The organism is Paenibacillus sp. FSL E2-0151, from assembly GCF_037993015.1.
In the GTDB taxonomy this organism is placed as follows: Bacteria; Bacillota; Bacilli; order Paenibacillales; family Paenibacillaceae; genus Paenibacillus; species Paenibacillus amylolyticus.
Window position 1 is genome coordinate 1,387,478 of sequence record NZ_CP150308.1, and the last position, 22,832, is coordinate 1,410,309.

A 22,832-nucleotide genomic window follows, 5' to 3' on the forward strand; every position below is an offset into this window, starting at 1 on the left:
GATGAAATGGCCATTCTATCAACTGGGCCCATTGAGAATAATATTTCAGGAATAACGGGGATCCGACCAACTCAATCCGTTACGGTCAAAATCGATAACCGGAATGCGACAGATGTGTTCACGGTGCTTCTTCGGGGCTATTACCTTAATGGAGTCAGAACATTATATGTAGAAGAACTGCTCAATGTATCACCTAATCAGGTCATAACCAAAGTTTATAATGGGAATTTTGATGCTTTTGAGTTTGTATTTTCAACCTCAGACACGGCTGCTCCAGAAGCACAAATATCCGTATGGGGTAAAAATGCCGCAGGCGAATTAGTCGCGGCTCACCGATTGGTATCCCAGGAGTTATTGGGAGAAACGCTGAGCACAACGGGTGTAACTGGAGCCACGGGTATTACGGGAGTAACAGGAGGCACCGGAGCTACTGGAGTGACAGGAGCTACGGGAGTAACGGGAGGCACTGGGACCACCGGAGTGACAGGAGCCACGGGCGTAACGGGAGCAACGGGAAGCACCGGAGCTACTGGATTGACAGGAGCCACAGGCATCACAGGAGTTACGGGTGCGACAGGGACCACCGGAATAACAGGAGCCACAGGCGTTACGGGAGCAACGGGAAGTACCGGAGCTACTGGAGTGACAGGAGCCACGGGCATTACGGGAGCAACGGGAAGCACCGGAGCTACTGGATTGACAGGAGCCACAGGCATCACAGGAGTTACGGGTGCGACAGGGACCACCGGAATAACAGGAGCCACAGGCGTTACGGGAGCAACGGGAAGTACCGGAGCTACTGGAGTGACAGGAGCCACGGGCATTACGGGAGCAACGGGAAGTACCGGAGCTACTGGAGTGACAGGAGCCACGGGCATTACGGGAGCAACGGGAAGTACCGGAGCTACTGGAGTGACAGGAGCCACGGGCATTACGGGAGCAACGGGAAGTACCGGAGCTACTGGAGTGACAGGAGCCACGGGCATTACGGGAGCAACGGGAAGTACCGGAGCTACTGGAGTGACAGGAGCCACGGGCATTACGGGAGCAACGGGAAGTACTGGAGCTACCGGAGTAACAGGAACCACTGGCGTTACAGGAGTAACAGGAGGCACAGGGGCCACCGGAGTGACAGGAGCCACGGGCGTTACGGGAGCAACGGGAAGCACCGGGGCCACCGGAGTGACAGGAGCCACGGGCGATACGGGAGTAACGGGAAGCACCGGGGCCACCGGAGTGACAGGAGCCACGGGCGATACGGGAGTAACGGGAAGCACCGGGGCCACCGGAGTGACAGGAGCCACGGGCGTTACGGGAGCAACGGGAAGCACCGGGGCCACCGGAGTGACAGGAGCCACGGGCGTTACGGGAGCAACGGGAAGCACCGGGGCCACCGGAGTGACAGGAGCCACGGGCATTACGGGAGCAACGGGAAGTACCGGAGCTACCGGAGTAACAGGAGCCACGGGCGTTACGGGAGTAACGGGAAGCACTGGAGCTACTGGAGCAACGGGAAGTACCGGGGCTACCGGAGTAACAGGAGCCACGGGTATTACGGGAGTAACAGGAAGCACTGGGGTTACCGGAACAACAGGTGTCACTGGAGCAACCGGTACAGCAGGGCAAGGGTTGTCCTCGTACGCCTATATTTTTAATACTTCAGCTCAAACTGTAGCTATTGAAGCGGATGTAATCTTCGACAGCAACCAAAATCTTACTAATATTACTCATGCGCCCAATACCGCTGCGATTATTATTGGTAATGCTGGGGACTATGCGGTGTTTTTCAACGTTGCAGGTGTGCAGGCAAACCAATTCACCCTTTATCAAAACGGAGCCCCTGTAGGTGGCAGTGTCTATGGTTCAGGAGCTGGGACTCAACCGAATCCAGGCATGGTCATTATTACGGCTGCTCCCGGTGATGTGCTGACATTACGAAATCATTCCAGCGCATCAGCTGTTGGTCTGCAAACACTAGCAGGTGGAACACAGACCAATGCTAATGCTTCTATTCTTATTCAACAGTTAAGCAGTTAAACTTTTCGAGCGTATAATTTTGATTAATAAATGGATGTGTCCAAAAAAATAGACATTTAAAATTGGGGATGCTAATTTTTTAGACATTAAGAGAAGAACCGGAGAAAAGGAAAGTTGGATGCTCTGCTAAAGTGTTCGTACAGAAAAAAACCATGTGCCCAGAAAAAAAGAGGCAACATGGTTTTCTTTTGTCTTTTTTCATATATATTGATCCAGTTGGAGAATAACTATCGGAACATATTCTTAACGACCATCCAGAGATTAGCCGGTTTTTCGGCCAAACGGCGGGTATAGTACGGATACCACATGGTGCCATAAGGTACGTAACAGCGAATGCGATAGCCTTCTTTGGCGAGACGTTCCTGTTCGCTCATGCGCAGACCATATAACATCTGAAATTCAAAGGCATCCGTCGAGATCCCCCGATCCTTGGCGTATTGTTTCGTCCAGTTAATGATGTGATCATCATGCGAGGCAACCGCAGTGTACACACCCTGATCGAGGTGATTACGAATCATCGTTTTGAATTGATGAATGACTTCAGAAGTATTCTGATAGGCGACTGATCCAGGTTCTTTGTAAGCACCTTTAACCAGCCGAAGCCGAATACCTTCCCGAATTATATCACGTGTATCTTCTTCGGTGCGATGCAGGTAGGCTTGCAATACTGTGCCTGTATTATGCAGTCCTTCCGAGTGCAGTCTTCGGACAATATCCAGCGTCGCTTGAGTAAATGGACTATCCTCCATATCAATTCGGACAAATAGATCATGCAATTTGGCTTGTGTGGCAACGGTACGGATATTTCGATAACCCTCTTCCGGGTCAAGTGCGAGGCCCATCTGGGTTGGTTTTAGCGAGACGTTGGAGTCTACGCCTTCACGTGCAATGCCTTCTACCAGGCGTACATACTCATCCCTGTACAATGCCGCTTCGCTCAGGCGAGTGATGCCTTCGCCCAGATGATCGAGTGTAGCCATAATGCCTTTATTATTGAGTATGTGGATCTCTTCGAGAGCTTCTTCCAAGGTGTTTCCTGCAATAAACTTGCCTGCCAGCTTCTTACCATATCTAATGGACAGGTTCTCTACAGCTTTGTTGCCTGCCACGGTTAATAAGGTTTTGCGATATATTTCCGTTCCCACACTCATTTTCGTTTCCTCCCTCAGCATTGTGCATCTTTAATTCAAGCAAGAAACGTGCCAGATTTGGTGATGTCTACTATTTTTCATGAAAATTAAATTGAACTAAACATTTACACAAAACGGAGAGGACAGAAAGAACCTGAAGAAGTGGAGCGCTCGCCTTTATCCCCGGATTTTCCCTCTATAAAAAGGAAATAAAAAAATCTGGGGATAACAGCGATCGGAAGGTTATTCTGTCATCGGAGTGGCCCGTGTGAATTTTCTTTAGTTAAATTTAACGAGAAAAATATTTCAGTCTCAACCGGAGTTGGCACGGATTTTGCTACATATATTTGGTGATGAGTAACATGCAAAATAATTCAGGCGAGCAGCCAGCGAATCCCACATCCTGAAGGAGGAATCATTGATGAATATCCCTTTTGTTAACGAACCATTCACACCCTTTGCAGTCCAGGCGAACCAGGAAGCATTTGAAGACGCACTTCGTCAGGTAGAAGCTGAACTTGGGCAGGAATACCCGATTATTATTGGTGGGCAAAAAATAACAAGCAGCCGCACGTTAACTTCCGTGAACCCCGCAGCCAAGAATCAAGTTGTCGGAACGATCCATCAGGCAGATCAGGAATTGGCCGAAAAGGCCATTCAGACAGCAGCGGAGACATTCCACACATGGAAACATACTGACCCGAATGAACGGGCTCGTTATCTATACAAAGCAGCTGCCATTATGCGCCGTCGCAAGCATGAGTTCTCTGCATGGATGGTTTATGAAGCCGGCAAGACTTGGCCTGAAGCCGATGCGGATACAGCAGAAGCCATTGATTTTATGGAATTCTATGCACGGGATATGCAGCGACTGAGTGAACCGCAGCCCCTCGTGCGGATTGCAGGGGAAGATAATGAGCTGAGCTATATTCCGCTGGGTGTTGGTGTTGTTATTCCACCTTGGAACTTCCCGCTGGCGATTATGGCAGGCATGACTTCGGCTGCACTGGTATCTGGCAACACAGTGGTCTTGAAGCCTGCCAGCACAACTCCGGTGATTGCCGCCAAGTTTATGGAGCTGCTCGCAGAAGTTGGTCTGCCGGATGGCGTTGTGAATTTTTTACCAGGACCAGGCAGTGAAGTGGGTGATTATCTCGTGGATCATGCGCTCACCCGGTTTATCAGCTTCACCGGTTCCCGAGATGTGGGACTGCGAATTAATGAACGTGCAGCACGAACAGCTCCAGGTCAGAAGTGGATCAAACGGGTTATTGCAGAGATGGGCGGCAAGGATTCTATCGTAGTAGACAGTGACAGTGATCTGGAACTCGCGGCAGAGTCCATTACCGCTTCGGCATTTGGTTTCTCAGGCCAGAAATGTTCGGCGTGTTCCCGTGCCATTATTCATAAGGATGTATATGATGAAGTATTGCAAAAAGTGATTGAACGGACACAGAAACTGACGATGGGTAGTCCTCTTGAAGTTGGCAGTCAAGTTGGGCCGGTTATCGATGACAAGGCATATGCAAAGATCACGGAATATATTGAAATCGGCAAGGGTGAGGGGCGTCTTGTGCACGGTGGCGGTACAGGGAACGTTGAAGGTTATTTCATTGAACCAACCATAATTGCCGATGTGGACCCAAAAGCCCGGATTGCTCAGGATGAAATTTTTGGACCTGTGCTTGCGTTCATCAAAGCAGAATCTTTCCAGGATGCATTGGATATCGCCAATAATACAGACTATGGTCTGACCGGCGCGGTGATCTCACGTAATCGTGAACATCTGGAACAGGCAAGACGCGAATACTTTGCGGGTAATCTGTATTTCAACCGGAAATGTACCGGAGCACTGGTAGGCACACATCCATTTGGCGGATTTAACATGTCAGGCACGGATTCCAAGGCAGGTGGAAGAGACTATCTGCTGTTGTTTACCCAGGCGAAGCTGGTGTCGGAGAAATACTAGACAGAAACTCATAATCCAACTAAAAACTTCTTACATTCGCTTGAATAGTATGCTATTATCCCTGCAAATCCTTTTGTTCGTATAAGAAACACAGATGCTTATTGCCGAAGGCATAAGGAGGGTAACGGATGTTAGGTGTTCAGTTGGTACAGGAACAACGTATTCGGCTGTCCATCACGCCGGAGATGAAACAATCCTTTCATTTGCTAACCATGTCTGGCCAGGATCTGACTCGTTACTTGCTGGACGCAGCGGAGGAAAATCCGGTGCTTGAACTGGAAGAACAAGCTGTGCCCCTTGCCCGGATTCCGCGGCGAATGGATCAGCGCAGGTATGATTCCTATGATCCGTTGCTTCAGGCTAAAGGTGCCGAACCTACTCTGGAACAATTGCTGATTGCGCAAATTCGAGTGATGACAATTTCAGACGAATTGGAAAATATGGCCGTATATTTGGCAGGGTGCGTTAATGATGATGGTTATCTGACGGTTGAACTGGCAGAGGTGCAAGCAACACTTGAGCTTCCGATGAGCAAGATTGCAGCGGGACTGGAGCTTCTCCAATCGCTGGACCCTGCTGGTGTAGGGGCGCGGAATCTGCAAGAATGTCTGTTGCTCCAGATTAGACGTGATCCATCAGCAGCGCTGAATGCGGAGTGGATGGTGGAAGCGGGATTGGAAGCACTGGTTCCTTTTCACCCAGGTAGAACAGGGAGACGATTAGGCATGACTTCGCAGGAAGCTCAGATTGCCTATGACTATATTACACGTCTCGATCCCAAGCCCTGTCGATCGATCGGATGTATAGAACGGCCACATTACATTATTCCGGATGCCATTGTTGGGGTGCGTAACGGTGAGGTCCATTATAGTTTGCATACAGCAGGTAACCCTCGGGTATCGATGAATGAAGCGTGCTTCCGCTGGATCAGGGAAGAGGCTCCGGACACAATCTGGTCTACCCGTGTGGCAGAGGCGAGGGCTATCATTCGGAGTGTACACTTGCGGCGCAGGACTTTAGTGCGTGTGCTGGCGGCAGTGATGGAAGAGCAGAAGCACTTTTTGGTCAAAGGCCCATCCGCGCTAAAACCACTTAATCTGGCTGTTATTGCAGAGAAGATTGGCATGCATGAATCAACGGTAAGTCGGGCGGTGAACGGTAAATACATTGAGACACCACATGGTGTATATGAACTCAGGGCTTTTTTTGCCTCGGGAATCAGTACAACGTCAGGGGATAAAACATCAGCATCAGCGGTAAAACGAAGATTAAAAGAAATCATTCGCATGGAGCAGGCTCAGCGTCCATACTCGGATAGTCATTTGGCCACACTGCTCGCCGAGGAGGGGATTGTCATCTCCCGCAGAACGGTTGCCAAGTACAGGGAGGAACTTCAGATTCTGCCTTCCCTTGAGCGTAAACGGTGGGCTTAATCGAATAGCTGGCGTCTTATCATCTCTGAATACAAGAACCCCCGCAAACCGGATAAACGGTCTGTGGGGGTTCTTGTTAATTAGTTCGTGTTTGGATTGCTGCACCAGTTTTCCTGATTACCTACAATCGTTCCATATTACGCAGGAAGTGTTCTCCGGCAATCCCTGGTGTAGTCATCTGTTCCGGATGAAGAATCTCTTCCAGTTCTTCCGGTGTCAGCAATCCGCGTTCCAAAATAATCTCTTGTAAGGAAAGTCCAGTCTTGAGCGCTTCCTTCACGATGGAAGCTGCCACATTATAACCCAAGTGCGGGTTCAATGCCGTAACCATACTGAAACTTTGGTTCATGATTAATTCGCAGCGCTCACGGTTAGCTTCCATCTCTTCAACTGCATAACGCGTGAAAACATCGATGCCGTTATTCATAATTTTCAGCGATTGCAGCAAGTTGAACGCAATAACTGGGCCCATGACATTCAGCTCGAATTGACCGGCTTCACACGCCATACAGATCGTATGATCGTTCCCCATCACCTGGAAGGATACCTGGTTAATGACTTCCGCCATAACGGGGTTGACTTTGCCCGGCATAATGGACGAACCTGGCTGACGCGGTGGCAGGCGCAATTCATTGAATCCTGCACGCGGGCCTGAAGCCATCAAGCGAATGTCATTACAGATTTTGGAAAGGCTAACCGCACATACCTTCAGCGCCGCTGAAAGTTCCAGATAGGCATCTGTGTTCTGGGTTGCATCCACGAGATCCTCAGCTGTTTGTAGTGGTAGTCCGGTAACAGCTGACAGGTGCTCTGTAACTTTGACGATATATTCGGGTTTTGCATTGAGTCCTGTACCTACCGCAGTTGCACCCATGTTAATGGTAAGCAAGCGGCGATTGGCGAATTCAAGACGCTCAATATCCCGTCCGATTACACGGGCATAAGCTCCGAATTCTTGTCCAAGGCGAATAGGTACGGCATCCTGAAGATGGGTACGGCCAACCTTGACCACATCGTTGAATTCCACTTCTTTTTTACGGAACGCATCCTGTAGTCTTCTCATGGTAGCGAGTAACGTCTCCGACAGTTGGTACGCCGCAATGCGCAGTGCTGTAGGAACCACGTCATTAGTAGATTGGGACATGTTCACATGATTATTGGGATTGCAATGGAAGTAGTCTCCCTTGCTTTTGGTTAACAGTTCCAGCCCGCGGTTGGCCAAAATTTCATTCATATTCATATTCATGGAGGTGCCTGCACCGCCCTGAATGGAGTCTACAATAAAATGATCCAGATGATGGCCTTTCATCATTTCTTCAGCCGCCATGACGATTACATCGCCAATCTTGCTCGGCAGCATCTTCAACTCCATGTTGGTAATCGCTGCTGCCTTCTTCACCGCAGCCAGAGCCGTGATCAGCTCCCGGTGTACCGGAACGCCGGTAATCGGGAAGTTTTCCACGGCCCGTACCGTCTGAATTCCGTAATAAGCATAAGCCGGGATTTCTTTTTCACCGATAAAATCTTTCTCCGTCCGTGTGGACATAGTAGACATCTCGTTCGCCTCCAGTGGCATCAATAAAAATAGTTCGGCTCCAGCGTTGCTGAAGCGCACTCAGTATATCATTTAAGCAAAATGGATGCCAATCTAAATCATTTGGCCTCTTGTGCCGATAATAAATAAAATTAGGGATTTTAAATGGAATATTATTCAATTTTTAAGAAAGGGAGGGGCGGCCAAGCTTGTCTTATACATTATGCGCTTTATGGTAGAGAAGTCATGCATGAACGGCAAGTATGGGGGGAATAGAACGGTTTCAGTGATGTATATCACATGAAATTTGGTACATGATTGGTAAAATAGGAAAAAAGGACTACGGGGTGTGCACATGAAATGGACTTTAGGAGCAAAGACTGTCGCAGGTCTGGTACTGATTTCGATTATTACCTACGGAACTAGCGGCTTTTTTATATTTTTTGTCAAAGACTGGATTACGTTAGATATTCCGAATTGGGTATACATATCGATTATCCTGATCATGGGAGTATGCTGGAACGGGATTCTGGGATGGTTTGCCTCACGCTGGCTGACTCGTCCAATCGTTCACCTGTCCCGGGCTGCACAGCAGGTATCAGCGGGAGATCTGACAACCGAGATTCCGCAGCGACGCACGCAGGATGAACTTACTGTATTATATGATGCTTTTCGCGCAATGGTTTCTAACCTTCGAAGCATTGTAAATGATATTGCAGACAGTACAAGAACGACTTCACAGAACGCACAGTCTCTGAGTGAAGCGATTACCCAGGCCGCTGAACAGATCGAGATGATGTCGGATGCGGTAGATCATATTGCAGTAGGCGTAGAAGAACAGAAGGTCACTTCCCATCAATCTTTGATCACTGCGGATGAGATGCTGAACGATTTCCAACGTATGCATAGCCAGTCAATGGACATGACAGAGATGTCCGGTCAGATGGAACGATCGGTGGATCATACAAAACAGACTTTCTCATCGTTGATGAAAGGGATGGACGAGCTGGCCGAGTCGCACAATCGTTCCCGCGATATTATGCTGTTGCTGGAGAAGGAAGCCTCCGATATCGAGGTAATTACCCAGTCTGTCAAAAACATCGCAGAGGAAACTGGGTTACTTGCCTTGAATGCTTCCATTGAGGCTGCACGAGCTGGCGAAGAGGGTTCTGGTTTTGCAGTCGTGGCGCAGCAGATCCGCAAGCTGGCAGACGAAAGTAAGGAATCGGTACACCGTATTAATGAGCTGATTAGTCGTGTGCAAGAGCGGATCAGGGAGACAGCCCAACTGTCTCATGAGCAGCATGGTCTCGTGGTTAATGAATCGGAGCGGACCGTCTCTGTGGATCAGACGTTGCATGAACTGACAGGAACAGTGGAAGTATTTATGAAGGGTGCGCATGATATCGGTTCCAAGATTGCAGAACAGACCGGTCGCGTGGAGCAAACGCACGGTCATGTGAAGAAGATCCAGGGGAAAGCCGGATCGTTCTCGGATGAGGCGAGACGAATTATGGATGCCGCACACGAAGAGACAGCCATCATGGAGGAGATTTCATCCTCGGCTGAAGAACTGAGACAATTAACCGATCGGTTATTGGACAAAACCAAAGCATTCCGGATGCAGCCTTAAGCTGTGTTCGGGATTTTTTTTGTTTTTGGAGAACAGTTTTGGCATGATAATTTGCTTATTCTGGTTAAAGCCGAACGTTCTTTCGTGAAAACGAAAATTTGTAAAGATTATTTTATGAAAGATTAACAAATTCGCAACTTGCAGGCGATAAATGAAGATATAATAGGATTATCACAACAGATAAAGGAGCCCAGTATATTGAAAACTTGGACAGGTATCCTGCTGATGATTATTTTGGCGGTAGCTACGATTAGTACAACTTCGGCTGCCAGAACCATGAATGAATCGCAAAAACAGCTTAACATAGATGATCAATCCAGCCAGACCGAAGTGGTCGAGGCTTCCAATATAGATAAAATGCATGACACAGCGAAGACAACACAGGAATCCATCCCCGTGAAAGAGGAATACATTTCGATAGCTCCAGAGAATGAGAAGGTCAGATTATACCCTATGAAAGTTGAGGGTTCAGGATATATATATAACGGAATGATTTTGGAAGTGGACGGCAAAGTGCAAGAATTTAGTGATTGGCAGGGAGAAGGCGGGTCTTACAAACCCGAAGTGCACGAGTTGGATCTGAATGGAGACGGCCAGAAAGAAATTATCGTTTTGTACACGGAAGGTCATGGAACAGGTATTTATTTGGGACAAGCACGTATCATTAATCCGGTAACGCTGGAAGAGATGAAGATGCAATCTCTGGATGAGATTGCGAAACAACATGTGAAGTCAAAAGTTACGGTTAGATCAGACCGTGTGGATGTTGATGTCGCCGTTGATGGCGTTCAAGCAGAACCTTTACGGATCGAGGAAGATACGAGTGGCGGCGTATATAACGAAGAGTTGGGGTTCGGTGGAGTTACCTATTACAGTGTAGAGGATGGCCAGCTTGTCGTATCAGCAGCAGGATCTTACGGTGCGGCTTTGTATGCGGGTGATCTGACATTTGCTTATGAGTATCAAGATGGCGAGTGGAAGGCCGTAGATTTGAAGTACAGCATGGAAGTGTATGAAGAAGAATATTATGAATCTTTTGATTGATATCATCCTGTTGATATCATAGTGCAGTGGGAATTAAAAGTTCTCGATTGTGGAGTTAAGTGAACAACTGACAAGAATATCTTCCTTTCTCCGTATACGGACAATGGGAAACAGGGCGAGGCTGAAAAAAATGGGGACATACAGCCTCGTTTTGTGCTGCCCGGAAATAGGCACTGTGTACTAAAAACGTAGGAAACAATTGACATTATCACTTTAGTCGTTTAAATGTATAAAGGACAAATCATTTTAACATTCAGGAGGGATTTTGATGAAGAAAAAAGTTGTACTGGGTTTGATGGTAGGCACACTAACGCTTGGGATCGGAACAGGTGCACTCGCAGCAACAGGGTTGGAGCAGATTAAAGCCTATCTAAACAGCAAGATTACGCTAAAAATGGATGGTGCCACGGTGACAGCCAAAGATGCCAATGGTAAAACAGTGTTGCCTATCACTTACAACGGAACGACTTATTTGCCTGTGCGTGCTGTGGGATCTTTGCTTGGGACAGAGATCACTTATGACAGTGCAACTTCATCCGTCCTGATTGGTGGAAAGAATGGATCTGCGCCCGTAACCAACGGAAAAGTAACGCTGAGTGCACTTGGAACATCCGTACTGGGATCTACCGCTTGGCACACCAAAGATCCTAAGGATACCACATATAAAGGCAAGGATTACAAGGATGTTTATCTGCATAATGATCCTACGAAACAGGGGGATGATATCCAGATTAATACGGGTAAAAAGTATTCTTCTCTGCACTTGGAACTTGCCGCGCTGAAAGGAAATCAGGAGATTCATATCTATGATCAGGATCTCGCGACACTCAAAAAGTTCAATATCACTCCAGAAAGCGGTATGATGAGTCTAGATGTGGATGTTAAAGGTACAGACGCTGTCTATGTAGAGATTGTATCTGAAGATCCGGGTTCGGCTCTGTTTGTACCGCTCACAACATCGTATCTGACGAAGTAAAACACAATCTGCAAGTTTGCGACCTTACAGAAGGGGCAAGGCAAGCATAAACATAAAAAAAACGATGATTCACTAGGCGATTCCTGAACCGTATCCGGTATTCAGAGTTGCCTGGTGAACATCGTTTTTTATTTTCTTTTTGTTACGAATATTAACGAATGACGGTATCCAGCGGTTTAAGATTGGCTTCAATCTCGGCGCGGCGACCTTCAAGGAATGGAGGCAAAGCAAGCGATTCACCCAGATGCTCCAATTCTTCGTCTGTATCAAATCCCGGACCATCGGTTGCAAGTTCGAATAGAATACCGTTTGCTTCACGGAAGTACAGGGAGCGGAAGTAGAAGCGATCTACAAAACCGGAGTTAGGGAATTGGAAGTTACGAACCCGTTCCACCCACTGTTTCAGTTCTTGTTCGTTATCCACACGGAACGCAACATGATGTACGCTGCCACGTCCAGGACGCTCTTGGGCAAGGTCATTCCGTTCCTCAACATGCACCTCGGAGCCGCTACCACCTTCACCGGATTCAAAAACGAGTACATCAGGTTGACCTGGAGTAAAGGCAGGGTAACTTCCTTTAGCTCTGAAACCGAGCAGTTCGGTAAGAACCGGAGCGGTAAGGGAAGCATCTTTTACCGTAAGATGGATAGGGCCTAGGCCTACAATGCCATACTCGGCAGGCACAGGGCTCTGATCCCATGGTTTACCACCAGCGACACCTGTATTATTTTCATCCGAGACCAGAATCAGACGTTGTCCTTCAAAGTCTGTGAACGAGAGCGTGGCACGACCACCCCGTTCAACAATCTCTCCATGTGGGACTTCGAATTCGTCAAAACGCTGCTGCCAGTAAGTCAGTGCTGCATCACTTGGAACGCGCAGTGACGTGCCAGATATACTGTTCACACCTTCACGTGTCTGTCCGGCCATCGGAATCTCGAAGAAGGTAAGTTCGGTACCCGGATTGCCTTTTTCATCGCCATAGAAGAGATGGTAGACGGACACGTCGTCCTGATTGACCGTTTTTTTAATGAGGCGCAAACCCATGATGTTGGTGTAGAAACGATAGTTCTGATCGGCATGTGCTGTTAGAGCGGATACGTGGTGAAGTCCTTTGATTTGCATAATAATTCCTCCTAGGTGAAATGGGATAGTGTAAATGTTCAGTTGAACGTTTGTTAAGTACGGTATATTTTATTTCGATTAAGAAAGTTACTAACTTTTAGTTTGTTTTGTTTCTGAATTTATCTTAACATAAAGATATTTAAATTACAATGCTTATTTAGAATTCCAACTGGACAGCTCTTTCATTCAATGGCAAAATGAAAAAGTTAACATTAAAGAGAGATAATGTTGGTGAGATTCTTGTAAAGGAGAGAAGAGATGCATGGCGTATCCACCATGGCTGGACCCTTATGATGCAGAGCCGTTTATCCTGTTCTCCACTTCACATATCGTTTCAATTAGCGTAATTACAGCATTGATTGTACTGATGTTTTTGCTTCGACACCATCTTCGATCATGGTCAGAGAGGGCACGCCGCATACTGCGGATTGTTCTGGCTTGTATCATGTTTGCCTCCGAAATCGTGCTGCAGCTCTGGTATGTGTATGGAGGGATATGGAGCCTGCAGACGTCACTGCCACTCGAACTATGCAGTCTGTCTCTGCTATTATCGGCGTTGTTACTACTGACACGCAGTCGACTGTTGCATACTGCACTGCTGTTTGCAGGCATTGCCGGAGCCCTTATGGCGATCCTGACTCCTAATCTGGGTTATGGTTATGCACATTTTCGATTTATTCAATTTTTCGTTGCTCATGCCTGCATTATTCTGGCTTTACTCTACATGACCTGGGTAGAACAGCTGCGACCTAGCTGGAGATCTGTAGCAGGTTCGATGATATTTGTGAATGTGGCAGCACTAATTGTATACATTGTAGATGTCATGCTTGACGCGAATTATATGTTTTTGAGACACAAGCCGAGTACACCCTCGGTGCTGGATATGCTAGGTCCGTATCCCATGTACATCCTTGGGGAAGAGATACTTGCGCTAGTTTTGTTCTCGCTAATGTACATTTTGCTCTTTGCCATTCCAGATCGGTTGAAGCATCGTGTGAAAAAAGGTAAAAGCTCCGCGGTATAGGGATAATCCTTGTAGTTGCGTCTGCGCCGCATTATAAACTCTTTATATAAAACATCCCGCAGTAACCTGACTGGATCAGGTCGCTTGCGGGATGTTTGGGCGTTGTCCCTGAATGGGGCCAGCTTTTATATTTTTAACCACGGAGCAGAGATTCCGCACCATCCACATAGATTCGTGTACCTGTAACATGAGAGGCTTCATCGGAAGCGAGGAACAGAACGAGGTTCGCCACTTGCTTCGACGTTCCAGGTTCGCCCTTGAGCGGATGTTCGTGACCCTCAGGGAATTCAACGGGAATCTGTACTTCTTTCAGATCATCCGACGGGTAGGTGTTATCATCAATGTTGGTATCGATGGCTCCTGGGCAGACGGCGTTAACACGTATCTTATAACGAGCCAACTCCAGCGCAGCCATCTTGGTAAACGCAGTTTGTCCCGCTTTGCTGGAAGCGTATGCAGAGAAACCGATCCCTGAGAAGACCCGGTTACCATTGATGGAACTGGTAATAATGATGCTGCCGCCATGTTCTTTCAGATGAGGAATGGCATATTTGACGGTTGCGAAGGTTCCTCGCATATTGATCTCCATCGTCTGGTCCCAGTCCTCAATTTCCATCGTTTCAATCGGGGCCATCGTTCCGTTAATGCCTGCATTTGCAAATATGATATCCAGTTTACCCGCTTCAGCCGCAGCCTGATTGATTGCCTTCTGCACATTATCCGGTTTGGAGATATCACATTCGATCACATACGCTTCTCCGCCAGCCTTTTCAATCGTCTGCTTTGTTTCCTCCGCATTTTCGGGTGTGCGATCGAGCATATATACTTTGGCCCCATGCTCGGCGAAACGAATAGCGGTAGCCTGACCAATACCCGATCCACCTCCGGTTACAATCGCGACTTTGCCTTCCAAACGTTGTTCTGTCATCTCTGATCCCTCCATAAGTTAGATTATCGTTGTACGCTCTACTTCTAACATACCCGGCTCAAGATGCGTGAATCATATGTGTATATATCAAAAAGAACAGGACCGCAATGCGGCCCTGTTCTGGAACAGATCAACTTCATCATCTGTCTGCTGTGAACTTATTTTGGCATGTGAATGGTGGGAAACTCATTCAAGTCATGCCCGATACTTACTTATGTTTCTTCCAGTCCATTGCACTGTTATTGAGCAAATATTCGAAGTCGTTATCCCGGCGCTTCTGCTCCGCTTGGCGAGCTTCTTCTGCTTGCTGACGTTCCTGCTCTTTAAGAGCCGCTTCGGCAGCCTTGGCTTCATCCGCCTGAGCTTTCAGCTTCTCCAGCACATCACTGCTAAGCAGATCCTTCAGTGTTGTGGGTTTATCCTGTGCTACTGCTGCTTTGGGAGCAGGAGTGCGTTTTTTGGATTTTGCCATAGGAAAATCTCCTTTCCAAACATGAATCAGGTTCCATTTATCGTACAGTAGTCATAGTATATCAGGTTCCCGTAAAGCATTCCATGAATCTGCGGAACAAAAGCAGGAAAACGAGGGTTGCGTGACGAATGAAAACGGGTATAAAATCATATACTATTACCGATACTGCGACTATTCCCTGGAGAAAGGAGTCGTTGTTCGTGGAAGTAAACCGTGGTTTACTGAAAGGGCTTGCATGGGGCGTTGCCTTTAGCTGCCCGTTATGGATTGCGATTATCGGCTGGTTACGTTTGATGGGATGGATGTATTGAGGATGATGCCGGAAGAGGTCATTTTTTATAAAGTCATATATGTAACCGCTATCATTAAAATCAAAAAATAAAGCTCTGCCTTGCGAGATTCGCAAAGGACAGAGCTTTTGTTTGTTTAGAGTTCATTAACTCATTAACGAGATATAAAAATGAGGTTTCATCTGTTTGGCTAAGCTGCTGATTAAGGCACTTTTACCGGCTCTGGATACTCCAGACCGTGGGTGTCTACCGTAACTTTTTTCATAACTTGATCCGTAACGGGTTTGTCACCTTCACCTATTTCCTGAGCTGCAATGTTATCAACAACTTCCATACCTTCGGTCACTTTTCCAAAAGTAGCATAGGCATTATCCAAATGATCCGCGTCAGCTAACATGATGAAGAATTGGGAGCCTGCGGAATCCAGATCTCCATCTTTTCGTGCCATGGAAATAACTCCGCGAGTATGATTCAGGTGGTTTTTGTGACCGTTGGATGTAAATTCGCCCTTAATCGTGTATCCCGGGCCGCCCGAACCGTTACCATTTGGGTCACCACTTTGAACCATAAAGCCCGGAATGACCCGGTGAAAGATCAGGCCGTCATAGAACCCTTTATTCGCAAGGGAGATGAAATTATACACCGTGTTGGGCGCAATCTCGGGATAGAGCTCAATAACGATCTTTTGACCATCCTGCATCTCAATGGTAGCAACCGGGTTTGGACCTTCAGGTGCGGCCGGGACCGGCGCTTGCTCGGCACTGGTTGCAGGGCGTCCGCAACCACTAATGACGATAAGCAGCATCGCAAGAACGAGCGATACTGCGGTTGTTTTTTTCCACCGTAAAGACATGAAAACGTTCCTCCTTGCATCTCTGCATTATATATTTTCTCCAAATCATATTTGGATATTTACCCAACTATCATACCGTTTTTGTGGACAGGATGGCAATGTAATACATGTGTTTGTGGTGAACAAGGGATGGTCTTCGTGGAATGATGGGTGTAAAATAAGGAAAATGCTTCCGCATCGGGACGTACGGGTCTGTTCCGTCCGCTCCAATACAGGGCAGTCCCGTCGTCAGTAACGGAAAGGGCGTGCGGGTATATGAACTTCTCGTGGAAGCGCAATCTGGTCATATTGTGGATTGGTGTATTTTTTTGCAGCACCGCGTATTCGATCTCGATTCCATTTCTGCCCCTGTTTCTAAGTGCTGACTTGGGGGTTCGTGATCACCTGGAGTTATGGTCTGGACTGGCATTTGGCATTACGTTTCTTGCGAGTGCACTCGTGTCTCCGTTCTGGGGATCACTGGCTGACAAATACGGACGCAAGCCCATGCTGATCCGGTCGGGATACAGCCTTGCCGTCTTGTATTTAATTAATTATTTCGTGCAGGACCCGTATTCGCTGATTGTTGTTCGATTGTTCCAGGGTCTGCTTGCAGGGTTTGTTCCAGCAGCGATTGCCCTGGTAGGCACAAATACACCTGAAGAGAAGACTGGTTATGCACTTGGTATTATGTCCACTGCAGGAGCCACTGGTGGTATTATCGGACCGTTAATTGGTGGCGTGGTGAGTCATTATTATGGCAACCGGAATGCATTTTTGTTTTCGGCTATTGTTGTGTTAGTCTCCGCGATCATCGCAACCTTCTGGGTAAAAGAAGAGAACTTCAACCGGAACAAAGCGCGTTCCCACGTCATGGATGACATTCGTGAAGCAAGAGCGAATCGTTTGTTTATGACGGTGCTTGGCATGATGGGCATATGTACATTCTCCGTCATGATTCTGGAGCCACTATTGACGGTCTATGTGATGGAGATGGGCGTTCAGCCGGATCGTGCCTCACTCAGCTCGGGTATTATTTTCTCAGCGGTGGGGGTAGCAACAGTTATTATGGCGCCGCGTTGGGGCAAGATTGGTTCAAGGATTGGATACGGTAAAGTGTTGATCATTGGACTGGTTGGTGGGGCTGTAGGGAATCTTCTGCAGTTCTTTACAACAGGTTATATCGCTTTCGGCATTTTACGATTTGTGTATGGTTTATTCTTTGCGGCTGTATTTCCAGCAATTAACGCCATGATTGTGCAGGCTACCGCATCGAGTTTCCGGGGCAGGGCTTTTAGTCTGAATCAATCCGCTGCCCAGATCGGGACGATGGCGGGACCGATTATTGGTGGTGTACTTGGGGGCTGGCTGCCGATACGCTGGATATTTATTATTAATGGAGTGGCATTGATCATCACTGCGATTGTAGCGAAGTGGTCAGGATTGGATCACAAACTGCCCGTGGCAAGTAAGGTTTCCGCTAAGCGTTGATGCCGAATTGCAAAGAGAAAGTGAACTTACAGGTAACAAAAAAGATGACGCTGTGAAATTACAGACGTCATCTTTTTTAAGTCTACTACGGATCTATATAAGTTAGTCATCCGAAGAGGGCTTACGAGAAGCCTTCTCTTTGGGAATGGCATGTTCGACCGCATCACGTTGATCCTCATCCTCAAGTGCTTCGGGAAAGGAGTCCTCAGTGAACAGTCCGAAGTCCGGGTCAATATCCCGTTCGGTCACGAGATTATCCGGTTCATGCACCTGCTTTTGGCGATCTTCCTTCATCGTGTATGCACCTCCTCATTCAGGATGTCATAACAGCTGTTAATGTCGTGGTGGAATGTCGTTCTCTGGTTTGGCATCTGCACCAGCACCATTAAGCAGATCGGTACCATGCAGCGCATCCGGATCGGGTGCAGCAGGATCAACCGGACTGTTCGGTTGCAGAAGGTCTGCATCCGGTACAGATTCCAGCGGTGTCTCAGCCAAACGTGAATCCAATTCCGGCTCATCCACAGCGGTTGCGGCTACGGGTGCCAGATCCGAATCTTCCGTTACAATCCGTCTGCCGGAAACTTCATCAAAGGTATCCATATCGCCTTCCGGGACTTCCGTCTCTGGTGGAATATCGCGGGACCTCTGATAACGGTCATAATAGCGGTCGCTCTCTTCGTTACTAATTGGTTTGTCAGACATGAGTAACACTTCCTTTCATTGTCGGTTGTCCAAATGCTTCTTACCCCGTAGTTACCCAAAGCGCTAGTATTGTAATCTTGCACAGGTTATTATCTCCGGGTGTTCGCTACGATATGAATGCCTTAGAATTTGGGGAATACATATTTAACCAAGAAGTATAAGAATCCGAAAAAGATAATGATATATGCGGCATATTTAATAAATGTGGAAGCGACCATACTTGAATCCGATTTATGCTGAACATCCTTATGTTCTACCTCAACCGTACGATGGGGCTCATTCATTGTAATCATCTCCTTAGCGTGTTTGTTTGCTTTGAGAAACCATTACACCCGGAGCAAAGGATTGAATCGCAGCCACCGTTTTTACAGCTTTTCCTGTTTTGCCTATGTTATGATGAAGCTTGAATATGTAAGGGAGGGATTCATGTGGACTGGTATACACTGGGTAATATGATCACACGCATCCGTATCGGGCAAAAGGCGTCCACACCCGGGTTCTCCCGTACCGTCATCCGTCGTCCGGATGGTTTGTTTTGGGTAGGCGGTATATGGTCCGGGCAAGTTGTCCAGTTACGGGATTTCCTTTTTTCCGACATATGGACCATCTATGATGATGAGGAGACAGAGCAGTGGCTTGAATTTCGCAGTCAAGTTGAACAGAAAGAACGGGAAATGATAGTGAACCAGTTCGAAGACCTGCGTGATTAATTGAATAACTTTAACAATAAAATGGAAATAAGACTATAAATCGACTTAAATGTGAAATTTCATTTTATCTCAAGAAGGTGACGTGACAAACGGTGGCGAATGATAAATGAGAGAATCTAAGATAGGGAAAATTAGAACTTTGAGGTGCTGTGAATGAAAAATGTGCCCAAAGCTATCGTCATCTTATGGATGAGTGTATTGATTATTCTAGGCATGCCACATGGGATAGTCTTTGCAACTACAGGAGCGGTTCAGCAACCTGTATCCATTACAGGATGGGAAGTAAAATGGGGGAACGTTGACGATCAAGGGTTCATCAGTGAGGTTAAGGGAGCAGACGAGATATGGGAAAAGCAGGGCAGCGATAAATTAGAGTATAGCAATACGGATCGATCGAATTCTTTATGGACTCGCCTGACCATTCCTGAGTTGAGTGAGGAAAGTTCAGCCATTCGATTTGAGAACGTTAAAGGCAATCATATTGTTGTTTATCTGGAAGACCGCAAGGTCTACGAGAACTATCATTACAATTATGATAATAATGCTGTGTTGCTGCCCTTATCCAGCGAAAATTCAGGTGACACGCTCTATGTATGGTCGCAAAATGAAAAAGGCCGTCTGGGGATACAAGGTATTGTTCAGGTTGGACCTTATGCCGCGTTACAGGAGAAATATATTCATAACGGACTTATTGATGTAATTTTGGGCGCGACCTTTGTGTTCACAGCGATTACGATGCTGAGTTGTACATTCTTCCTTGGCAAATTCCATAAGGGATTATGGATCTCGCTATGCATCGTGATGGGTTCCATCGGCACAATGATCATCACGTACTCGCAATTTTTGTATACGTTCTATCAGGTATATGGTGACCTGTATTCCGTAGTCTTTGATCTGGCGATGCTGCTGGGTATGCCAGCGCTATGTTATTTTTTTGAACAGATTATCGGGCCAGGACTGCATGGAATCTTCACCAAACTGCGAAAAATACTATTCATATATTCAGTTATCGCGGTGTTATCTCTATTTATCTATGTTACTTCAGGTGGGCAATGGGAGATCCTCTACAATCTGCTCGTACAGCGTGTGGTTGGCATTGTGTTGGTCATTCTGCTGACAATCCTGTTGGTTGGTACCATCGCCAAAGCGCTGCAACGAAATCGGGAAGCTATGCTGCTTGCGACAGGATTTGGTACATTTGCCTTGATCAGTGTGGCTGAACTGTTGTGGTATTATCAGCGGAGTGGGACGTATCATCTGTTATGGTGGAAATGGTCCATGGTTGCATTTGTGATCTCGTTGATTGCCATTCTCGGAAGTCGTTTTGCCGAAAAACATACTAAAGTTCTAGAGTATTCCAAGGAACTGGAGCTGTTCAACAATGAGTTGCAGCGATCCGAAAAGATGGAGATTATTAGTGAATTGGCCGCTTCCGTTGCCCATGAAGTACGTAATCCACTTCAGGTGACAAGAGGGTTCTTGCAACTTATGACGGAACAGGAAGACAACAAAAATAAGGGGTATGTGCGAATTGCACTGGAAGAACTTGATCGGGCTTCGGGCATCATAACGGATTTTCTTACCTTTGCCAAACCTGAGTTTGATCATATTATCTCGCTCAATATCTCGGATGAGTTCAATCATATTGAAGGCATTCTTGTACCGATGGCTAATCTGGAAGGTGGTAAAATCACCACCGACATTCCGCCAGATCTATATATTCGAGGCAATTCCTCGAAGTTTAAGCAGGCTTTTATCAATATTATTAAGAACAGTATTGAAGCTCTGCAGGGACAAGGCCAGATTGATATCTGGGCGTACAAGCAGGACGGAATGATTAAGGTGCATGTCAGGGATAACGGAGAAGGAATGGACGAGGAAGCACTCTCCCGGTTGGGCGAGCCTTATTTCTCCAATAAAATCAAAGGCACAGGCCTCGGCATGATGGTGACATTCCGTATTGTTGAAGCGATGCAAGGACAGATCAGCTTTACAAGCACCAAAGGGGTAGGAACAGAAGCGGTTGTATCTTTTGTCGAGTTCGTCGATTGACGAACTCACAGAAGGATACAGCGGCTTTTTTTGTTCCTACCCCAGATTTCTTACACTACAAGATTAGCTCACCCGAATTAACTTCTCCAAGGTCCGCAATTCACATCATAATTTACTTTGGAAGGATTGGGAGGTATGACAAGTACATAGTTATTCTGCTGCTCCTCAACAGTACGTACCTGAATGTGCTCCGGAATTACGATGCCAAACGCTTCACGAAGCGCCTGCTTCGGATTGGAGTGCAATTGTTGTCTGAAGTGCTCGTCAGTCCAAGCCTTTTCAATAATATCCTCATGCAACGTTTTCTCTGATACCATCATCGTCAACATTCCCTTCATATTTAAAATTAAACTGAATCAGCTTAGTCCTTATGCTCAGAATCCCAACTGTTGCTCGCTAATCCAGTGATGAAACCCGCCTTGGAGAAGCTGTTTCTTCCGTTGTGTAATGTCCTGAACAGCTTGTACTAAAGTGCTGCATAAATAAGAATCAAACGCCTCAAGATGCGATATTCCTAAGTTAGACGATGTTAGTGTACGATTATAGTGATAAGCAATGTCTACGTAAGAGTTCATGAGTTGTGTATTGTATACATTGTCATGTATACGTTCGCTTAGAGGTTGAACTGGATAGTTGTGATTCAGTGCTGCGGATATGTGGGAGAGGTAGCTGTTGTAGTTTCCATGCACAGCATCTTGTTGCGTGTCTGTGAAGTCATCGGTCATCTGAAGTGTCATGAGTGTGATGTTGATGGCAGAACACACCGGGATGATCCGGTCGGACTGATTCAGCAGAAGCAGTGCACCAGTAGCTCCAATGAGGAGAGGGGCAGCCTTTTGCGCAATCAACAAGGGATTCTGTTGGAAATAATCAATGGAATGCTCACCCGTAACACTCACGGCCCAATCCACTACATATTGTCTGAAATAGACCCAGAACGTGGAGGAAGGATTGAATAATACCGAGTAAGATTGAAGTGCATCCATGTAATATAGATTACCCAGGGATAACTTCAATGTGGCATTCTCCGGTTGTTCATCCATCACGTCGTCCTGATTCAGAAAATATAACATATGGATGAGACAGGCTGTACTTAATTGGTGTGCTTTCTCTGGGGGTAGTTTATCTGAGTGTTGCATCCAAAGTGGAGTGATGTACCCGATGTAGCTGTGTCCCGAATCTCGTAACAGCGGATTAACCGAACGAAGCTGCTCTAATGCATGTCCTGACAAGGGTTCGGGATATTCCCGTACGAGTTGTTCCGCTGAAGCAAACACGACCTCCAGATCGGATCTAAACGGATCTAACCAATCTTTCCGCATTATTACATATCGTCCTTCCTGCGATAAGGTGACTAAGGACTGTTCGACTAGATCATGAAGTTACATTTAGTATAGCGGAAATAAACTGAAAAAAATAGGATTTTTTGTGATCAATTGTGAGAAA

General features: G+C 46.8%; 21 protein-coding genes. 10 read left to right on the plus strand and 11 right to left on the minus strand.

All coding sequences use genetic code 11. The features are described 5' to 3' along the window. Nucleotides 1–6: 6 nt before the first annotated feature. Entirely contained in the window at nt 7–2,037 is a 2,031-nt protein-coding gene (locus tag MHI55_RS06230; RefSeq protein WP_340389326.1) for a collagen-like protein, read from the plus strand. A gap of 227 nt (nt 2,038–2,264) precedes the next feature. Here MHI55_RS06230 and MHI55_RS06235 read toward each other — a convergent pair whose 3' ends face one another. Continuing rightward, nucleotides 2,265–3,188 carry a proline dehydrogenase family protein gene (locus MHI55_RS06235; RefSeq protein WP_340389328.1) on the minus strand — a complete coding sequence of 308 codons (924 nt, stop codon included), beginning with the start codon at nt 3,186–3,188 and terminating at the stop codon, nt 2,265–2,267. A 400-nt stretch (nt 3,189–3,588) separates the two neighbouring features. Here MHI55_RS06235 and pruA point away from each other — a divergent pair, with 400 nt between their 5' ends. Both pruA and rpoN read left to right on the plus strand, forming a co-directional pair. After that, nucleotides 3,589–5,136: an L-glutamate gamma-semialdehyde dehydrogenase gene (gene pruA / locus MHI55_RS06240; RefSeq protein ID WP_076251309.1), complete on the plus strand. Its 1,548-nt coding sequence runs from the start codon at nt 3,589–3,591 to the stop codon at nt 5,134–5,136. Nucleotides 5,137–5,264: 128 nt separating this feature from the next. Then, nucleotides 5,265–6,569, plus strand: coding sequence for an RNA polymerase factor sigma-54 (rpoN, locus tag MHI55_RS06245; protein WP_340389330.1), 1,305 nt, complete (start codon nt 5,265–5,267; stop codon nt 6,567–6,569). A 121-nt stretch (nt 6,570–6,690) separates the two neighbouring features. On the opposite strand, the gene MHI55_RS06250 is transcribed toward rpoN, so the two are convergent. Continuing rightward, nucleotides 6,691–8,124 (minus strand): aspartate ammonia-lyase, encoded by a 1,434-nt coding sequence (locus MHI55_RS06250; RefSeq protein ID WP_047841890.1) that lies wholly within the window; start codon nt 8,122–8,124, stop codon nt 6,691–6,693. A 334-nt stretch (nt 8,125–8,458) separates the two neighbouring features. On the opposite strand from MHI55_RS06250, the gene MHI55_RS06255 reads away from it, so the two are divergent. The 3 genes from MHI55_RS06255 (at nt 8,459) to MHI55_RS06265 (ending at nt 11,756) form a co-directional block, all read left to right on the plus strand. Then, complete coding sequence (locus tag MHI55_RS06255) at nt 8,459–9,736, plus strand: methyl-accepting chemotaxis protein (RefSeq protein ID WP_036612082.1); 1,278 nt, start codon at nt 8,459–8,461, stop codon at nt 9,734–9,736. A 198-nt stretch (nt 9,737–9,934) separates the two neighbouring features. Continuing rightward, complete coding sequence (locus MHI55_RS06260; protein ID WP_051447252.1) at nt 9,935–10,780, plus strand: hypothetical protein; 846 nt, start codon at nt 9,935–9,937, stop codon at nt 10,778–10,780. A 268-nt stretch (nt 10,781–11,048) separates the two neighbouring features. Then, nucleotides 11,049–11,756: a stalk domain-containing protein gene (locus tag MHI55_RS06265; RefSeq protein ID WP_036672368.1), complete on the plus strand. Its 708-nt coding sequence runs from the start codon at nt 11,049–11,051 to the stop codon at nt 11,754–11,756. A gap of 151 nt (nt 11,757–11,907) precedes the next feature. Here the strand turns inward: MHI55_RS06265 and MHI55_RS06270 are convergent, their stop codons facing one another. Beyond that, nucleotides 11,908–12,882: a ring-cleaving dioxygenase gene (locus MHI55_RS06270; protein ID WP_340389332.1), complete on the minus strand. Its 975-nt coding sequence runs from the start codon at nt 12,880–12,882 to the stop codon at nt 11,908–11,910. A gap of 262 nt (nt 12,883–13,144) precedes the next feature. Here MHI55_RS06270 and MHI55_RS06275 point away from each other — a divergent pair, with 262 nt between their 5' ends. Further along, a complete protein-coding gene (locus MHI55_RS06275) occupies nt 13,145–13,906 on the plus strand; it encodes a TIGR02206 family membrane protein (protein WP_076251317.1) in 762 nt (253 codons plus the stop codon). Between the two features lie 133 nt (nt 13,907–14,039). Here the strand turns inward: MHI55_RS06275 and MHI55_RS06280 are convergent, their stop codons facing one another. The 3 genes from MHI55_RS06280 to MHI55_RS06290 form a co-directional block, all read right to left on the minus strand. Further along, a complete protein-coding gene (locus tag MHI55_RS06280) occupies nt 14,040–14,834 on the minus strand; it encodes an SDR family NAD(P)-dependent oxidoreductase (RefSeq protein ID WP_036612094.1) in 795 nt (264 codons plus the stop codon). A gap of 208 nt (nt 14,835–15,042) precedes the next feature. Next, nucleotides 15,043–15,306 carry a YqkE family protein gene (locus tag MHI55_RS06285; RefSeq protein ID WP_036612099.1) on the minus strand — a complete coding sequence of 88 codons (264 nt, stop codon included), beginning with the start codon at nt 15,304–15,306 and terminating at the stop codon, nt 15,043–15,045. A 492-nt stretch (nt 15,307–15,798) separates the two neighbouring features. Further along, on the minus strand, nt 15,799–16,449 hold the full coding sequence (locus tag MHI55_RS06290) for a peptidylprolyl isomerase (protein ID WP_340389334.1): 651 nt from the start codon (nt 16,447–16,449) through the stop codon (nt 15,799–15,801). A gap of 255 nt (nt 16,450–16,704) precedes the next feature. Between MHI55_RS06290 and MHI55_RS06295 the strand changes: the two genes are divergently transcribed. Then, nucleotides 16,705–17,919: an MFS transporter gene (locus MHI55_RS06295; protein ID WP_047841895.1), complete on the plus strand. Its 1,215-nt coding sequence runs from the start codon at nt 16,705–16,707 to the stop codon at nt 17,917–17,919. A gap of 102 nt (nt 17,920–18,021) precedes the next feature. Here MHI55_RS06295 and MHI55_RS06300 read toward each other — a convergent pair whose 3' ends face one another. From MHI55_RS06300 to MHI55_RS06310, 3 genes are all read right to left on the minus strand, one after another. Beyond that, the gene (locus tag MHI55_RS06300) at nt 18,022–18,213 is read right to left on the minus strand and encodes a hypothetical protein (protein ID WP_221819027.1); all 192 of its coding nucleotides are present in this window, start codon (nt 18,211–18,213) and stop codon (nt 18,022–18,024) included. A 39-nt stretch (nt 18,214–18,252) separates the two neighbouring features. Next, a complete protein-coding gene (locus MHI55_RS06305) occupies nt 18,253–18,624 on the minus strand; it encodes a hypothetical protein (protein ID WP_036611534.1) in 372 nt (123 codons plus the stop codon). A gap of 122 nt (nt 18,625–18,746) precedes the next feature. Continuing rightward, nucleotides 18,747–18,908 (minus strand): hypothetical protein, encoded by a 162-nt coding sequence (locus MHI55_RS06310; protein WP_017690239.1) that lies wholly within the window; start codon nt 18,906–18,908, stop codon nt 18,747–18,749. A gap of 144 nt (nt 18,909–19,052) precedes the next feature. Between MHI55_RS06310 and MHI55_RS06315 the strand changes: the two genes are divergently transcribed. Together MHI55_RS06315 and MHI55_RS06320 are read left to right on the plus strand one after the other, a co-directional pair. Continuing rightward, on the plus strand, nt 19,053–19,334 hold the full coding sequence (locus MHI55_RS06315) for a hypothetical protein (protein ID WP_036611533.1): 282 nt from the start codon (nt 19,053–19,055) through the stop codon (nt 19,332–19,334). A 153-nt stretch (nt 19,335–19,487) separates the two neighbouring features. Continuing rightward, nucleotides 19,488–21,386 (plus strand): HAMP domain-containing sensor histidine kinase, encoded by a 1,899-nt coding sequence (locus MHI55_RS06320; protein ID WP_340389336.1) that lies wholly within the window; start codon nt 19,488–19,490, stop codon nt 21,384–21,386. A 77-nt stretch (nt 21,387–21,463) separates the two neighbouring features. Here MHI55_RS06320 and MHI55_RS06325 read toward each other — a convergent pair whose 3' ends face one another. Next, a complete protein-coding gene (locus tag MHI55_RS06325) occupies nt 21,464–21,706 on the minus strand; it encodes an NHLP leader peptide family RiPP precursor (RefSeq protein WP_143781073.1) in 243 nt (80 codons plus the stop codon). Nucleotides 21,707–21,760: 54 nt separating this feature from the next. Next, entirely contained in the window at nt 21,761–22,708 is a 948-nt protein-coding gene (locus tag MHI55_RS06330) for a hypothetical protein (RefSeq protein ID WP_253506129.1), read from the minus strand. Nucleotides 22,709–22,832 lie beyond the last annotated feature (124 nt).

Bases quoted from the DNA above. Each gene is read 5' to 3' on its own strand.
- MHI55_RS06265 (WP_036672368.1), top strand. From the start codon at position 11,049: ATGAAGAAAAAAGTTGTACTGGGTTTGATGGTAGGCACACTAACGCTT.
- pruA (WP_076251309.1), top strand. From the start codon at position 3,589: ATGAATATCCCTTTTGTTAACGAACCATTCACACCCTTTGCAGTCCAG.
- MHI55_RS06270 (WP_340389332.1), bottom strand. From the start codon at position 12,882: ATGCAAATCAAAGGACTTCACCACGTATCCGCTCTAACAGCACATGCC.
- MHI55_RS06300 (WP_221819027.1), bottom strand. From the start codon at position 18,213: ATGAAGGAAGATCGCCAAAAGCAGGTGCATGAACCGGATAATCTCGTG.
- MHI55_RS06285 (WP_036612099.1), bottom strand. From the start codon at position 15,306: ATGGCAAAATCCAAAAAACGCACTCCTGCTCCCAAAGCAGCAGTAGCA.
- MHI55_RS06230 (WP_340389326.1), top strand. From the start codon at position 7: ATGGCCATTCTATCAACTGGGCCCATTGAGAATAATATTTCAGGAATA.
- MHI55_RS06280 (WP_036612094.1), bottom strand. From the start codon at position 14,834: ATGACAGAACAACGTTTGGAAGGCAAAGTCGCGATTGTAACCGGAGGT.
- MHI55_RS06330 (WP_253506129.1), bottom strand. From the start codon at position 22,708: ATGCGGAAAGATTGGTTAGATCCGTTTAGATCCGATCTGGAGGTCGTG.
- rpoN (WP_340389330.1), top strand. From the start codon at position 5,265: ATGTTAGGTGTTCAGTTGGTACAGGAACAACGTATTCGGCTGTCCATC.
- MHI55_RS06250 (WP_047841890.1), bottom strand. From the start codon at position 8,124: ATGTCTACTATGTCCACACGGACGGAGAAAGATTTTATCGGTGAAAAA.
- MHI55_RS06325 (WP_143781073.1), bottom strand. From the start codon at position 21,706: ATGATGGTATCAGAGAAAACGTTGCATGAGGATATTATTGAAAAGGCT.
- MHI55_RS06305 (WP_036611534.1), bottom strand. From the start codon at position 18,624: ATGTCTGACAAACCAATTAGTAACGAAGAGAGCGACCGCTATTATGAC.
- MHI55_RS06255 (WP_036612082.1), top strand. From the start codon at position 8,459: ATGAAATGGACTTTAGGAGCAAAGACTGTCGCAGGTCTGGTACTGATT.
- MHI55_RS06290 (WP_340389334.1), bottom strand. From the start codon at position 16,449: ATGTCTTTACGGTGGAAAAAAACAACCGCAGTATCGCTCGTTCTTGCG.
- MHI55_RS06235 (WP_340389328.1), bottom strand. From the start codon at position 3,188: ATGAGTGTGGGAACGGAAATATATCGCAAAACCTTATTAACCGTGGCA.
- MHI55_RS06275 (WP_076251317.1), top strand. From the start codon at position 13,145: ATGGCGTATCCACCATGGCTGGACCCTTATGATGCAGAGCCGTTTATC.
- MHI55_RS06295 (WP_047841895.1), top strand. From the start codon at position 16,705: ATGAACTTCTCGTGGAAGCGCAATCTGGTCATATTGTGGATTGGTGTA.
- MHI55_RS06310 (WP_017690239.1), bottom strand. From the start codon at position 18,908: ATGAATGAGCCCCATCGTACGGTTGAGGTAGAACATAAGGATGTTCAG.
- MHI55_RS06320 (WP_340389336.1), top strand. From the start codon at position 19,488: ATGAAAAATGTGCCCAAAGCTATCGTCATCTTATGGATGAGTGTATTG.